The 13,163-nt window shown below is 61.5% G+C and carries 12 protein-coding genes; 6 read left to right on the forward strand and 6 right to left on the reverse strand.

Annotation, left to right across the window (positions count from 1 at the left end; translation table 11 throughout):
• Nucleotide 1: 1 nt before the first annotated feature.
• The 6 genes from OVA00_RS35440 to OVA00_RS35465 all read right to left on the reverse strand — a co-directional run bounded on the left by OVA00_RS35440 (nucleotide 2) and on the right by OVA00_RS35465 (nucleotide 6,677).
• On the reverse strand, nucleotides 2-1,987 hold the full coding sequence (locus tag OVA00_RS35440; protein WP_268090741.1) for an oxidoreductase: 1,986 nt from the start codon (nucleotides 1,985-1,987) through the stop codon (nucleotides 2-4).
• 122 nt (nucleotides 1,988-2,109) lie between these two features.
• On the reverse strand, nucleotides 2,110-3,189 hold the full coding sequence (locus OVA00_RS35445) for a quaternary amine ABC transporter ATP-binding protein (RefSeq protein ID WP_089045088.1): 1,080 nt from the start codon (nucleotides 3,187-3,189) through the stop codon (nucleotides 2,110-2,112).
• Nucleotides 3,182-4,069, reverse strand: a complete 888-nt coding sequence (locus OVA00_RS35450; RefSeq protein ID WP_060519178.1) for an ABC transporter permease — start codon at nucleotides 4,067-4,069, stop codon at nucleotides 3,182-3,184. The genes OVA00_RS35445 and OVA00_RS35450 overlap by 8 nt, the downstream gene beginning before the upstream one ends.
• A 103-nt stretch (nucleotides 4,070-4,172) precedes the next feature.
• Entirely contained in the window at nucleotides 4,173-5,174 is a 1,002-nt protein-coding gene (locus OVA00_RS35455; protein ID WP_090300701.1) for an ABC transporter substrate-binding protein, read from the reverse strand.
• A gap of 65 nt (nucleotides 5,175-5,239) precedes the next feature.
• Nucleotides 5,240-6,040 carry a pyrroline-5-carboxylate reductase family protein gene (locus tag OVA00_RS35460; RefSeq protein ID WP_268090742.1) on the reverse strand — a complete coding sequence of 267 codons (801 nt, stop codon included), beginning with the start codon at nucleotides 6,038-6,040 and terminating at the stop codon, nucleotides 5,240-5,242.
• A 7-nt stretch (nucleotides 6,041-6,047) separates the two neighbouring features.
• On the reverse strand, nucleotides 6,048-6,677 hold the full coding sequence (locus OVA00_RS35465) for a TetR/AcrR family transcriptional regulator (RefSeq protein ID WP_034799984.1): 630 nt from the start codon (nucleotides 6,675-6,677) through the stop codon (nucleotides 6,048-6,050).
• Nucleotides 6,678-6,824: 147 nt separating this feature from the next.
• Here OVA00_RS35465 and OVA00_RS35470 point away from each other — a divergent pair, with 147 nt between their 5' ends.
• The 6 genes from OVA00_RS35470 to gfa all read left to right on the forward strand — a co-directional run bounded on the left by OVA00_RS35470 (nucleotide 6,825) and on the right by gfa (nucleotide 13,138).
• Complete coding sequence (locus tag OVA00_RS35470; RefSeq protein ID WP_060582030.1) at nucleotides 6,825-8,861, forward strand: NADH:flavin oxidoreductase; 2,037 nt, start codon at nucleotides 6,825-6,827, stop codon at nucleotides 8,859-8,861.
• Between the two features lie 2 nt (nucleotides 8,862-8,863).
• Complete coding sequence (locus OVA00_RS35475) at nucleotides 8,864-9,469, forward strand: dimethylsulfonioproprionate lyase family protein (protein ID WP_060607854.1); 606 nt, start codon at nucleotides 8,864-8,866, stop codon at nucleotides 9,467-9,469.
• A 45-nt stretch (nucleotides 9,470-9,514) separates the two neighbouring features.
• On the forward strand, nucleotides 9,515-10,264 hold the full coding sequence (locus OVA00_RS35480; protein WP_064817059.1) for an electron transfer flavoprotein subunit beta/FixA family protein: 750 nt from the start codon (nucleotides 9,515-9,517) through the stop codon (nucleotides 10,262-10,264).
• A 22-nt stretch (nucleotides 10,265-10,286) separates the two neighbouring features.
• The gene (locus OVA00_RS35485) at nucleotides 10,287-11,228 is read left to right on the forward strand and encodes an electron transfer flavoprotein subunit alpha/FixB family protein (protein ID WP_268090743.1); all 942 of its coding nucleotides are present in this window, start codon (nucleotides 10,287-10,289) and stop codon (nucleotides 11,226-11,228) included.
• Nucleotides 11,229-11,319: 91 nt separating this feature from the next.
• Nucleotides 11,320-12,447 (forward strand): S-(hydroxymethyl)glutathione dehydrogenase/class III alcohol dehydrogenase, encoded by a 1,128-nt coding sequence (locus tag OVA00_RS35490; RefSeq protein ID WP_077961485.1) that lies wholly within the window; start codon nucleotides 11,320-11,322, stop codon nucleotides 12,445-12,447.
• 118 nt (nucleotides 12,448-12,565) lie between these two features.
• Nucleotides 12,566-13,138: an S-(hydroxymethyl)glutathione synthase gene (gene gfa / locus OVA00_RS35495; protein WP_268090744.1), complete on the forward strand. Its 573-nt coding sequence runs from the start codon at nucleotides 12,566-12,568 to the stop codon at nucleotides 13,136-13,138.
• Nucleotides 13,139-13,163: the final 25 nt, after the last annotated feature.

Raw genomic sequence — 13,163 nt, forward strand, 5'->3', positions numbered from 1 at the left:
CTCAGATCTCCAGTCCCGCTTTCCTACCCTCATAAAACGCATAGGGTGCCTGCCGCGGTGCGGCGCAATCGCCGATCTGGCGCGTAGCGATACCGCGTTCGGCGAGCCCCGGCATCAGCCAGTCGGCCGGGGCATTCGTGGTGGCCGTCACCAAGGCATCCGCGTCGATGAAGCGACACTCTCCCGTGGTGTGGTCGACGATGGTCGCGCCGTTGCCGTGCCATTCGATGACGCTGGCTTCGACGATCCATGTTACGCCGAGTTTCCTGAGCGCCTGGCGCATCGGAACGTCGGCTGCGGTTCGCTGCAGCTCCTTGCCGACGAACGGGTCGGGCGTCAGGAGCGCCACCTCGTGGCCCTCCTCGGCGAGCTTCCAGGCGGTGCCGCAGCCGCGCCAGCCGCCGCCTTCATCCAAAAGCAGAACGCGCTTGCCCGGCCTTGCCTGCCGCGCCATGACGGCTTCGACTGTGAAGACGTTACCCTTCACCAGGCCCGGCATCGCCTCGACCGCCGGCAGCGCTTTCTGGAACACCGTCTCCGGCGAATAGGAGCCGGTGGCGACGATGACACGCCCGAACTCGGAAGGATCGATGTCCTCGGCCTCGACATAGGAGTTGAGGCGAACCTCTACACCGAGTTTTTCGAGCTGGCGCTCATACCAGGCGATGAGATCGAGGATCTGGGCCCTTCGTGGCTGCATGCCTGCGAGCAGGAAGTTACCGCCGAGCCGGTTCGACGCCTCGGCGAGCGCGACTTCGTGGCCACGCTCGGCGGCCACCCGGGCGGCCTCCAGTCCGGCTGGGCCGCCACCGATGACCAGCACGCGCTGGGGATCGCTGGTCTTCAAAAAGCGGTCGCCGTTCCATTCGGCCTCGCGGCCGACGGACGGGTTGATCAGGCAGCTGATCCAGTAGTCGCGCGACCGGCGTCCCCAGCACATCTGATTGCACGAGATGCAGCCGCGAATGTCCTCCGGGCGATCTTCGGCCGCCTTCTTTGCAAGATGCGGATCAGCGATCTGCCCGCGCACGATCGAAACGAGGTCGGCTGCTCCCTGGCCGAGCACCGTTTCGGCGTTTTCGGGGGTGCGGATGTGGCTTTCGGCGATCACAAGCGCGTTCTTGACGACACTCCTCAGGACTGAAGCGAGATCGGCGCCAAGTTTTTCCGGATAGAGGAACGTCGGCATCAGCTTGTAGAAATCGAGGTAGCCGCCAGAGCCGCAGGTGACATAATCGATAAGGCCCAGTTCGTCGTGCAGGCGGATGATTTCGGCAAGCTCGTCGCGTTGAAGCGCAACCTTCACGTCCGGTTCGTCACTGACGGCAAGGCCGACAATGAAATCCGGCCCGCAGACGTGCCTGATCCGCGTCAGGATTTCCCGAGACATCCGCGTGCGGTTTTCAAGCGAACCGCCCCACTGATCGTCGCGCCGATTGCACCATGGCGTCCAGAATTGGTCGACCAAACCGAGATAGGCAGCCCATACTTCGACGCCGTCAAAGCCGGCGTCCCGACAGCGACGTGCCGCCGCAACGAAGCCATCGATCGTTTCCAGGATTTCCGCTTCGGTCATCGGATGCGAGCCGTCGCTGTCATGATAGCTCGGCCCGCCCGAAGGCGACCAATGCGGATGGAACGAATTGTCGGAATCCCCATGCGCTCCGACGTGATAGAGCTGCTGGATCGCTATGGCTCCATGCCCTTTGATCGCCTCGACCACCTTCTTGAAATGGGGGATGACACTGTCATCGGAGTGGCGAAAATTGCCGCGAGTTAAAACGGCTGCGGCATGGACGGGCATGGGTTCGACGACGATCATCGCGGCGCCGCCGATCGCTCGTTCCCGGTAATAGGCGGTATGTCGTTCGGTCGGCAGACCCTCGACCGCCATGTTCGCCGTGTGCGCGCCGAACACGATCCTGTTCTTCAGCGTGTTGGACCGCAGTTTGAGAGGGGAAAACAGCCGAGGAAATTTCTTGGACATGGCGCAACTCCTGGCGGGGAGGGGTCGGGACTGGAATGGAATGAGGGAGGAGCCACCCTTGGCGCTTTTCCGGGCGGAGGACCGGCCGCCCGGAGGAATGGCATTCGCCGGCCGATCCGCGCTTACGCCGCGTTGGCCGCGATTGCCATTGCGCGATCGTTCGTCTCGTGCGCATTGACCATGGCGCCCGCGAGCTGGCGGAAGGTGACAGTGCCGAGAGGCATTCCGGACGGATCGACGACGGTGATATCACCTTCGGGTGCAGAGGCGAGCGTACGGACCGCTTCTTCGATTGTGAGATCGGCGGCAATCCGTTGCCCACTGTCGGCTGCAGTTGCGCCAAGCGGTGCCATGATCGCCTCCACATGGACAACGCGGCCCCGGTTCACCTCCTTGACGAAATTGGCGACATAGTCGTCGGCAGGCCTCAGCACGATATCCTGGCTCGTGCCCTGCTGGATGACCTCGCCGTCGCGCAAAATGGCAATCTGGTCACCGAGCCTCAGCGCTTCGTCGAGGTCGTGGGTGATGAAGACGATCGTCTTTTTAATCTCCTTCTGCAGGTCCAGAAGCACCGTCTGCATGTCCGTGCGGATGAGAGGATCGAGGGCTGAATAGGCCTCATCCATCAAAAGCACCGGTGCGTCGTTGGCAAGCGCGCGGGCGAGCCCGACGCGCTGCTGCATGCCGCCGGAGAGCTGATTGGGATACTTGTGCTCGAAGCCCTTAAGTCCAACCCGTTCCAGCCAGCGCATGGCAGTATCGATGCTTTGTGCGCGCGCTACGCCCTGGATTTCAAGGCCGAAGATCGTGTTGTCGAGCACGCTTCGATGCGGAAGCAGCGCGAACTTCTGGAACACCATGGCGGTCTGGTGGCGGCGGAACTCGCGCAGTTCCGCCTCTGGCATCTTCACCACATCGACGCCGTCGACGAGAACTTCGCCGGCCGTCGGATCGATCAGCCGGTTGATATGCCGGATGAGCGTCGACTTGCCCGAGCCGGAAAGCCCCATGATCACCTGGATCGAGCCCGACGGCATCTCGATGTTGATGTCGCAAAGGCCGAGCACGTGCCCGTGACGCTCGTTCAGTTCGGTCTTGGTGAGGCCGTTCCTAACCGCCTCGACATGAGCCCCGGCATTCGGTCCGAAGATCTTATAGAGATGGCGGATTGCGATGCCGCCGAAAGCGTGCTCAGCCATGGACCACCTCCCGGTGCTTCTGCAATCGTTCGCCATAGGCCTGGCTGACCCGGTCGAACATGATGGCGATGCCGACGATCGCAAGACCATTGAAGATACCGAGCGTGAAGTACTGGTTGGCGATCGCCTTCAGTACGGGTTGGCCAAGACCCTGAACACCGATCATCGAGGCGATGACGACCATGGCAAGCGCCATCATGATCGTCTGGTTGATCCCTGCCATGATGGTCGGCAGCGCAAGCGGGAGCTGCACCTTGAAGAGCTTCTGCCGGTTGTCGGCGCCGAAGGCATCGGCCGCCTCCAGTACGTCCTTGTCGACCAGGCGAATGCCGAGATTGGTGAGCCGGATCATCGGCGGGATCGCGTAGATGACGACGGCGATCAGGCCCGGCACCTTGCCAATGCCGAGCAGCATGACGACGGGGATCAGGTAGACGAAGCTTGGCATGGTCTGCATGACGTCGAGCACCGGGTTGACGACCCGCTGGACCCTGTCGGAGCGCGACATGAGAATGCCGATCGGCAGGCCGATCGCGATCGACAGGATCGTGCAGACGAAGATCATCGAGATCGTCCGCATCGTATCGTCCCACATGTCGAAGTAGCCGATGAGCAACAGCGTCACGAGACAGCCGGCGGCGATGCGAATGCTTCTGGTCGCTGACCAGGCGATGGCGAGGATGAGGAGCGTGATGATCGGCCAGGGCGTCTTGGTCATGAACCGTTCAGAAGCGATTAGAAAATGCTGGAGCGGCGCGAAGAAGCCCTCGATCAGATCACCGTAGTTTCGGGTAAAGCCGCGAAACGTTTCGTCGATGACTTTCTTGAGGTTTCGAAGCGCGTTGTCGTCCATGCTGGGAAATTGATAAAACCAGTCCATTCGGTTCCCCTTCTCGAAAGAGCCGATGCGTTCTTGTTGTTATGTCGGCGAGAACGGTGCGATATGCTGAAGGCACACCGCACCGGGTTTTCGGCCGTGCTGACTACAGCGCAGCCTCGATCTTGGCGGCGGCCTCTGGGGAGACCCACTTCTTCCAGATATCCGGGTTTTCTTCGAGGAAGTGCTTTGCACCTTCCTCGCCGCTCGCCTGGTTGTCGGTCATCCAGGCCATCAACTTGGCGATTGTCTCGTTGCTCCAGGAGCGCTTGTTGAGGTACTCCATGACCTCGGGGCCAGCTTTTTCGGAAAAGGGCTTGGCGACAAGTGTCACGATCGTATCGACCGGCCAGGCGCTCGGCTTCGGGTCAGTGCATTCGGCAACCGTAATGCAACGCTTCCACTCGGCTGCGTCATAGGGGACGCCTGCCTCAAGCTGCACCATCTCGTATTTGCCAAGCAGGGCGGTCGGTGCCCAGTAATAGCCGACCCAGCCTTCCTTGCGCTCATAAGCCTTGGCAATCGAGCCGTCGAGGCCTGCTGCCGAGCCGGTGTCGACCAGCGTCCAGCCGGCCTTCTCTGCTTCGAAGGCCTTGTAGAGCTGTGCGGTTACGACCGTTCCACCCCAACCCTGTGGACCATTGAAGATCGCGCCCTTGCTCGGGTCTTCAGGGTCCTTGATGAGGTTGGGATGCTTCAGGAGATCGGGAATACTCTTGATGTCTGGATGGGCATCGGCGAAATACTTCGGGATCCACCAGCCCTGAACGCCGCCATCGGGCAGCGGAGACCCGACCTTTACGATACGGCCTTCTTCGGTTCCCTTCTTGACCACGTCGGGAAGCAGATCGATCCAGGCCTCGGGCGCGATATCCGGCTCGCCTTTTTCCGCCATGGAGGTGATCGTCGGTACGGTATCGCCGATGGTGATTTCGGCGCTGCAGCCGTAACCTTCATTGAGGATGATCTTGTCGAGATTGGAAATGACCTCGGCACTTTGCCAGTTCATGCTGGCGATGGTGACGCTGCCGCAGTCTGCCGCGCTGGCGAGCGACGAACCGGCGACGGTCCCAAGGAACAGGCATGTCGATGCTAGCAAGCTTTTCATTATCGTTCCCTCTTTTGGCGGCTTTTCTTCTGAGGCGGGGCGCCGCGGACCCCGTCTCAACGACGCTAGGAGGCTTCTCCCATGCGAACCGATTTCCTGAACGCAGCCCTCAATCCGCGTGAGACGGCGGTATCGAATCCGGCCGCGCGCATCTCCTCGATCGCGGCCGCGGTGGTGCCGCGATAGTCGAGGAAGGTCTGGACAATGTCGGTCGGACACTCGTCACGCTGCTCAAGCAGCCGACCGGCACCCGTGATAAGGGTATTGACGGCACGCTTGGCGATCTCGGGAGCCAGTCCTTGCGAGACGGCGTCTGCCATCATCGCTTCGGCGAGCAGCGCCGGAAAGGCAGGCCCGGATCCGGTGAGGCCGGTCAGATAGTCGATTTCCGCTTCTGAATGCACTTCATCCTGAGAACCGCAAGCATCGAAGATCGCCCTTATGATGTCTCGATCGTCGTTCTGCAGCCCGGCGGCTGCGACCCACGGCGTATAGGACTTGCGGACTTCGGCCGCCGCATTTGGCAGGGTACGGACCACGCGGTCCGTCCGATGATGCTCAACAAGGGCGCTGAGGCGGATGCCCGCCATGACGGAGATGACAAGCTTGCCCTCGGCAACAACGTTCAGGCTGAGCCAGTCGGCCGGACGGACGGAGAGAACGATGACGTCCGAGCGGTCGGCAAGTGCCTGATTGTCCGATGTCCAGAAGGAGCGGTTGAAACGGTCGGGGCGCTCGCTGCGATAGGAGAGCGACAGGTTCTGAGGCTCGACGATGCCGGCGTCGAGAATGGCGTCGGCGATTGCTCCGCCCAGCCAACCCGCACCACCAATTACGCCAACCCTCAAAGGCCCGCCCGTTTCCATGCTTCTCTCACTCTGGTTTGTAGCCATGCCGGGCGAAGAAGCGATCGAGCTCCCTCTGCTGTGGTGTTTGTCCGGTGTAAATCGCGATGTATTCCGGAATGCGCTTCATGCGGAGCGCAAGATCCTCCTTGGACTGCATCGAGATGTATCCAATCTGGACCAGGTAGGTCGTTCGTGCGCGAACGTCCGCCGGTCCCGCGTCATATCCGAACCGCATGAACATGCGGCCCAGCGCCTCCATTCTCGCCTGATCGGCCTCATGGACTTCGGCCTGTATCTCGGGCGATTGCAGCGCCCAGCTGCGAACGGCGAACTCGAACTGGGAGTCGAACAGTTCCTTGTTCACCCAGCAGTCGAAAACGTTCAGCATCGCCTCGGCCAAGGACTCCGCATAGGCTTCGGACTGTTTGACCAGATTGCCGGTATTCTTCTCCCTCCAGCGCGCGACGAGGGCACTCAGCAGTTCCTCCCGGTCCTTGAAGAACCAATAGAAGCTGGTCCGGGAAAGATTGAGCCGTTTGGCCAACGGCAGGATCTTCACCGAGTCCACGCCCGACTCGAGCAGGGAGTCATAGGCGGCCTCGAGCCATCCCTCCTGAGAACCGCGCCAGCCAGTGTCAGTCATCGCCTGTTCCATGATTGCCTCCTAACAAATCCAAACGGCCGTTTCAAGCAAAATGTACATATGTGTCGAATATCTGAACCACGGTGTTTTTGATTGTTGACACCTATGTACATTTCCGCTTACAGTTGCGATAAATTCCCATAAACCGGAGCCCGTCGCATGTCGAACGATCCCCTGCTTCAGCCGTTTCAGTTGAAGCATTTGACCCTGCGCAACCGCATCATTGTTACGTCTCACGAGCCTGCCTATCCCGAAGACGGCATGCCGAAGGACCGCTACCGTGCCTATACCGTTGAGCGGGCCAAGGGCGGGGTGGCGCTGACGATGACCGCCGGCTCGGCGGCAGTGTCCAAGGACAGCCCTCCGGTCTTCAACAACCTGCTCGCATACAAGGACGAGATCGTGCCTTGGATCCGGCAAATGACCGACGCCGTGCATGAAGAGGGGGCTGCGATCATGATCCAGCTCACGCACCTCGGCAGGCGTACCCGCTGGGACAAGGGCGATTGGCTCCCGGTCGTTGCACCCTCACATCATCGCGAGGCAGCGCACCGAGCCTTTCCCAAGAAGCTCGAAGACTGGGACATCGAGCGCATTATCAAGGACTTTGCGGACGCCGCCGAACGGATGAAGGCGGGCGGTATGGATGGTGTCGAGCTGGAAGCCTACGGGCATCTTATTGACCAGTTCACCTCGCCGCTCACCAACGAACTCGACGGTCCTTATGGAGGTTCGCTCGATAACCGCCTGCGCTTTTGTTTCGACGTCTTCAGGGCCATGCGCGAAAGGGTCGGTAACGACTTTATCCTTGGCGTTCGCTATACGGCAGACGAATGTCTTCCCGGCGGGACAGGAAAGGCCGAAGGCCTGGAGATTTCCCGTCGTCTCAAGGAAAGCGGCCTCATCGATTATCTGAATGTCATCCGCGGTCATATCGATACGGATCCGGGCCTCACAGATGTCATCCCGATTCAGGGGATGGCGAGCGCACCACATCTGGATTTTGCCGGCGATGTGCGCGCGGCAACCAAATTTCCAACCTTCCATGCAGCCAAGATCCAGGACGTGGCGACGGCCCGTCATGCAATCGCTGCCGGCAAGGTCGACATGATCGGTATGACCCGCGCCCACATGACCGACCCGCATATCGTGCGGAAGATCATGGAAAAGCGCGAGGATGATATTCGCCCCTGCGTCGGCGCCAACTACTGTCTCGACCGCATCTATCAAGGTGGCATGGCTTTCTGCATTCACAATGCGGCGACCGGTCGCGAAGAAACGATGCCGCATCGGATCCCGAAGGCTGCCGTTCGCAAGAAGGTCGTCATCGTCGGTGCCGGTCCGGCCGGCCTTGAGGCTGCTCGCGTCTCGGCGGAACGGGGTCATGAGGTCGTTGTTTTGGAGGCCGCGAACAATCCGGGCGGTCAAATCCGCCTGACGGCCCAGAGCGAGCGCCGGCGGGAAATGATCGGCATTATCGACTGGCGCATGAGCCAGTGCGAAAAGCTCGGCGTCACCTTCCGGTTCAATACCTGGGCCGAGGCTGAGACGGTACTCACCGAAAAGCCCGATGTCGTCATTATCGCTACCGGTGGATTGCCGCACACAGAGGTGCTGTCGAAGGGCAACGAACTCGTCGTTTCCTCCTGGGACATCATCTCCGGTGATGTGAAGCCTGGAACCAACGTGCTCATCTTCGACGACGCCGGCGACCATGCGGGCCTCCAGGCTGCCGAGTTCCTCGCCAAGGCCGGTGCCAAGGTGGAAATCATGACACCGGACCGCTCCTTCGCGCCCGAAGTCATGGCGATGAACCTCGTTCCTTACATGCGCTCGCTGCAGAAACTCGACGTCACCTTCACAGTCACGTACCGGCTGGAGTCGGTTGAAAAGAGTGGCAACCAGATCATCGCCCATGTTGGCAGTGACTATGGCGGCGTTGCCAAGCAGCAGACCTTCGACCAGATCGTCGTCAACCACGGAACCATCCCGCTGGACGACCTCTATTTCGAATTGAAGCCTGACTCGCGGAACCTTGGCGAAGTCTCCTACGACGAGCTTATTGCCGGCACACCGCAGTCCGTCGAACGCAACCCGGAGGGCGCCTATCAACTCTTCCGGATCGGCGATGCCGTTGCGGCCCGCAATACACATGCGGCCATCTACGATGCGCTGCGTCTTGCCAAGGACATCTGAGAATGGCGCGGTTTGACGCCTTGCAAGCGTTTCTGGACGCGGCCTTTGTCGCGTTCAACCAGTTTTCACAGGATCTGAGGGCGCGCCAGTCACTCATGCAGATTTTTGCCCAGCTTGAAGCGCCGCAACCGCAACGTCTGGACATCGGCAAGCGCCTCCCGGTCTGCAGCCAACATCTCGACAGTGTGCTGGCTGCAGAAACCGGCCGATCGTCCCTGGATACGCTAATCAGACGCTTCTCGGACCTTGAACCGATGCTCGAATGGAAGTGGCGCTCGGTCTACGACCATACGGCCAGCGAAAATTTCTTGGTGAGCCACGCCAATGCGATGATCGCCGGACCGGGCGGCCTGGAGGACCGGAGGGACCTCTGGCTCGGCGCGACGCTGATGGCGCCGTATGTGCGTTATCCCGACCACGACCACGCCCCGGAAGAGACGTACCTCGTCCTGTCGGAAGGCGAGTTTCAGCATGGCGATTCCGAATGGTTCTCACCCGGGATCGGAGGTTCCTTCTACAATCCGCCTGGCGTCAGACACGCCATGCGGTCGGGTGAAAAACCGCTGTTTGCATTCTGGGCATTGTTGCCTGATCGACCGAGGCACTGACGAAAGGGCGTTCGGCCGAGACCGAGCGCGGGAGAAAGGTTTGCCATGAAAATACTTGTGACGGTGAAACGGGTCGTTGACTACAACGTCAAGATCCGCGTGAAGGCAGACGGTTCGGGCGTCGAACTTGCGAACGTGAAGATGTCGATGAACCCCTTCGACGAAATCTCGGTCGAAGAGGCGCTCAGGCTGAAGGAAGCCGGCAAGGCCGAGGAAGTCGTCGTCGTATCCGTCGGTCCGGCCAAGGCCGAGGAGACGCTGCGCACGGCGCTCGCCATGGGTGCCGACCGCGCCATCCTGGTTGAGACCGAAGACCAGGTCGAGCCGCTCGCTGTCGCCAAGATCGTCAAGGGTGTGGCCGAGGCTGAACAGCCGGGCCTGATTATCGTCGGCAAGCAGGCGATCGACGACGATTCGAACCAGACCGGCCAGATGCTGTCCGCTCTCCTCGGCTGGGCGCAAGGGACCTTTGCCTCCAAGGTCGAGATCGGCGACGGCAAGGCGACCGTGACGCGCGAAGTCGACGGCGGTCTGCAGACCATCGACATCAAGCTGCCGGCCGTCGTCACCACCGACCTGCGTTTGAACGAGCCGCGCTACGCCTCACTGCCGAACATCATGAAGGCGAAGAAGAAGCCGCTCGACAAGAAGTCGCCGGCCGACTTCGGCGTCGACACCGCTGCCCGCCTCAAGGTGCTGAAGACCGAGGAGCCGTCGGGCCGCAAGGCCGGCATCAAGGTCAAGTCGGTCGCCGAGCTCGTCGAAAAGCTTAAAGTCGAAGCCGGCGTGCTCTGATTTAAGGAAGGGAGATTTTATCATGGCCATTCTTCTTCTGGCTGACCACGACAGCAACCACCTTTCCGACCAGACCGCCAAGGCGCTGAGCGCGGCCTCGAAAATCGCCAGTGGGACTGGAGCCGATGTGCATGTTCTCGTTGCCGGCGCCGGCGCGAAGCAGGCTGCCGAACAGGCGTCCAAGCTTGCAGGCGTTTCCAAGGTGCTCGTTGCCGACGACGCCTCGCTTGCCAACAACCTTGCCGAGCCGCTCGCTGCCCTGATCGTCTCGCTCGCTGGCAGCTACGACACGATCGTGAGCGCCGCCACCTCGGTCGGCAAGAACGTGATGCCGCGCGTTGCAGCGCTGCTCGACGTTTCCCAGGTGTCCGAAATCATCGAGGTCGTCTCGGCCGATACCTTCAAGCGTCCGATCTATGCCGGCAACGCCATCCAGACGGTCCAGACGACCGAAGCCAAGCGCGTCATCACCGTGCGCACCGCCTCCTTCGCCTCTGCCGCTGAAGGCGGTTCGGCGGCGATCGAGACCGTCTCGGCTGCCGCCAACCCTGGCGTTTCCTCCTTCGTCGCCGACGCGCTGTCGTCGTCCGACCGCCCGGAGCTGACGTCTGCCAAGATCATCATCTCCGGTGGCCGCGCGCTCGGCTCGTCGGAAAAGTTCAGGCAAGTGATCCTGCCGGTTGCCGACAAGCTCGGCGCTGCCGTCGGCGCTTCGCGCGCTGCGGTCGACGCCGGTTATGCCCCGAACGACTGGCAGGTCGGCCAGACCGGCAAGGTCGTTGCGCCCGATCTCTACATCGCCTGCGGCATTTCCGGTGCCATCCAGCACCTCGCCGGTATGAAGGACTCGAAGGTCATCGTCGCCATCAACAAGGACGAAGAGGCGCCGATCTTCCAGGTCGCCGACTACGGACTGGTTGCCGATCTCTTCGACGCTCTGCCGGAGTTGCAGAAGGCTTCGTAGGTCCGTTTTTAAGCGACCGAACCCAGGTGGGCTGACCGTGGTTCGGTTGGCCCTTCCACGCGATTGAAGCATCAACGAAAAGGATACCACAGTGGATGTACGCGCCGCCGTTGCCGTTCAGGCAGGCAAGCCGCTCGAGGTCATGACGGTTCAGCTCGAAGGCCCGCGGGCCGGCGAAGTGCTGATCGAGGTCAAGGCCACAGGCATCTGCCACACCGACGATTTCACCCTGTCCGGCGCCGATCCGGAAGGCCTGTTCCCGGCGATCCTCGGCCATGAAGGCGCCGGCATCGTCGTCGACGTCGGCCCGGGCGTGACCTCGGTGAAGAAGGGCGATCATGTCATTCCGCTCTACACGCCCGAGTGCCGCTCCTGCCCGTCGTGTCTGTCGCGCAAGACCAATCTGTGCACCGCGATCCGCTCGACACAAGGCCAAGGCCTGATGCCCGACGGCACCTCGCGCTTCTCGATCGGCAAGGACAAGATCCACCACTACATGGGCTGCTCGACCTTCGCCAACTACACGGTGCTGCCGGAGATCGCGGTTGCCAAGGTCAACCCGGACGCCCCCTTCGACAAGATCTGCTACATCGGCTGCGGCGTGACGACCGGCATCGGCGCCGTCATCAACACGGCACAGGTGGAAATGGGTGCGACTGCGATCGTCTTCGGTCTCGGCGGCATCGGCCTCAACGTCATCCAGGGCCTGCGCCTTGCCGGTGCCGACATGATCATCGGCGTCGACCTCAACAACGACAAGAAGGCCTGGGGCGAACGCTTCGGCATGACCCACTTCGTCAACCCGAAGGAGGTCGGCGACGACATCGTGCCTTACCTCGTCAACATGACCAAGCGCGGAGCCGACCAGATCGGCGGCGCCGACTACACCTTCGACTGCACCGGCAACACCAAGGTCATGCGCCAGGCGCTCGAGGCCTCGCATCGCGGCTGGGGCAAGTCGGTGGTCATCGGCGTTGCCGGCGCCGGCCAGGAGATCTCCACCCGGCCGTTCCAGCTCGTCACCGGCCGCAGCTGGATGGGCACCGCCTTTGGCGGCGCGCGCGGCCGCACCGACGTGCCGAAGATCGTCGACTGGTACATGGAAGGCAAGATCGAGATCGACCCGATGATCACCCATACGATGCCGCTCGAAGACATCAACAAGGGTTTCGAACTGATGCATTCGGGCGAGAGCATCCGCAGCGTGGTGTTATACTGAGCGCGGGTTGAGGACCGTTTCCAGACTGCAAATGCACTTTTTGCGCCGCAGCGTGATCTAGCCGGCGGCGCCAACAAGCAGCCGGGCATTGTGCGCCGGCCAGAAGGAGGAGAAGCCCATGCCAAGCATTGCGATCCATCCATCCCTCGACAGCGGGTTCAAGGCGACGGACGCTGCCTTTTCCGGCGGCACGCTGGTCTGCAACTGCGCGAGCAATCCCGTGAAAGTGCGCGTCAAGGGTGATATCGCCCACAACCATGCTTGCGGCTGCACAAAGTGCTGGAAACCCGAAGGTGCGGTGTTTTCGGTCGTTGCCGTCGCACCGACGGCCAACGTCGAGGTGCTGGAAAACGGCAACAAGCTTGCGGTCGTGGACCCGGCGGCGCTGATCCAGCGCCATGCGTGCAAGGATTGCGGCGTACACATGTACGGCCCGGTCGAGCGTGACCACGCGTTCAAGGGGCTTTCCTTCGTTCATCCTGAGCGCTTCCAGGAGGCAGGCTGGGCAAAACCGGGTTTTGCCGCCTTCGTCTCGTCGATCATCGAGAGCGGCTATGACCCGGCCGGAATGGACAGCATGCGCGCGCGGCTGCGCGAACTGGGCCTCGAACCCTATGACTGTCTCAACCCAGTCCTGATGGACGTTCTCGCCACCTGGGCGGCCAAGAAGAGCGGCGCGCTTGCTGCCTAATAGTCAGACCCTGACTGTCCGCTAT

Origin of the sequence: Ensifer sp. SL37, assembly GCF_026672675.1 — a bacterium.
Classification (GTDB): domain Bacteria; phylum Pseudomonadota; class Alphaproteobacteria; order Rhizobiales; family Rhizobiaceae; genus Ensifer; species Ensifer adhaerens.

Coding starts and splice junctions, on each gene's coding strand:
- OVA00_RS35465 (WP_034799984.1), bottom strand. CDS start 6,677: ATGGAACAGGCGATGACTGACACTGGCTGGCGCGGTTCTCAGGAGGGA.
- OVA00_RS35485 (WP_268090743.1), top strand. CDS start 10,287: ATGGCCATTCTTCTTCTGGCTGACCACGACAGCAACCACCTTTCCGAC.
- gfa (WP_268090744.1), top strand. CDS start 12,566: ATGCCAAGCATTGCGATCCATCCATCCCTCGACAGCGGGTTCAAGGCG.
- OVA00_RS35445 (WP_089045088.1), bottom strand. CDS start 3,189: ATGGCTGAGCACGCTTTCGGCGGCATCGCAATCCGCCATCTCTATAAG.
- OVA00_RS35460 (WP_268090742.1), bottom strand. CDS start 6,040: ATGGAAACGGGCGGGCCTTTGAGGGTTGGCGTAATTGGTGGTGCGGGT.
- OVA00_RS35475 (WP_060607854.1), top strand. CDS start 8,864: ATGGCGCGGTTTGACGCCTTGCAAGCGTTTCTGGACGCGGCCTTTGTC.
- OVA00_RS35450 (WP_060519178.1), bottom strand. CDS start 4,069: ATGGACTGGTTTTATCAATTTCCCAGCATGGACGACAACGCGCTTCGA.
- OVA00_RS35455 (WP_090300701.1), bottom strand. CDS start 5,174: ATGAAAAGCTTGCTAGCATCGACATGCCTGTTCCTTGGGACCGTCGCC.
- OVA00_RS35470 (WP_060582030.1), top strand. CDS start 6,825: ATGTCGAACGATCCCCTGCTTCAGCCGTTTCAGTTGAAGCATTTGACC.
- OVA00_RS35480 (WP_064817059.1), top strand. CDS start 9,515: ATGAAAATACTTGTGACGGTGAAACGGGTCGTTGACTACAACGTCAAG.
- OVA00_RS35440 (WP_268090741.1), bottom strand. CDS start 1,987: ATGTCCAAGAAATTTCCTCGGCTGTTTTCCCCTCTCAAACTGCGGTCC.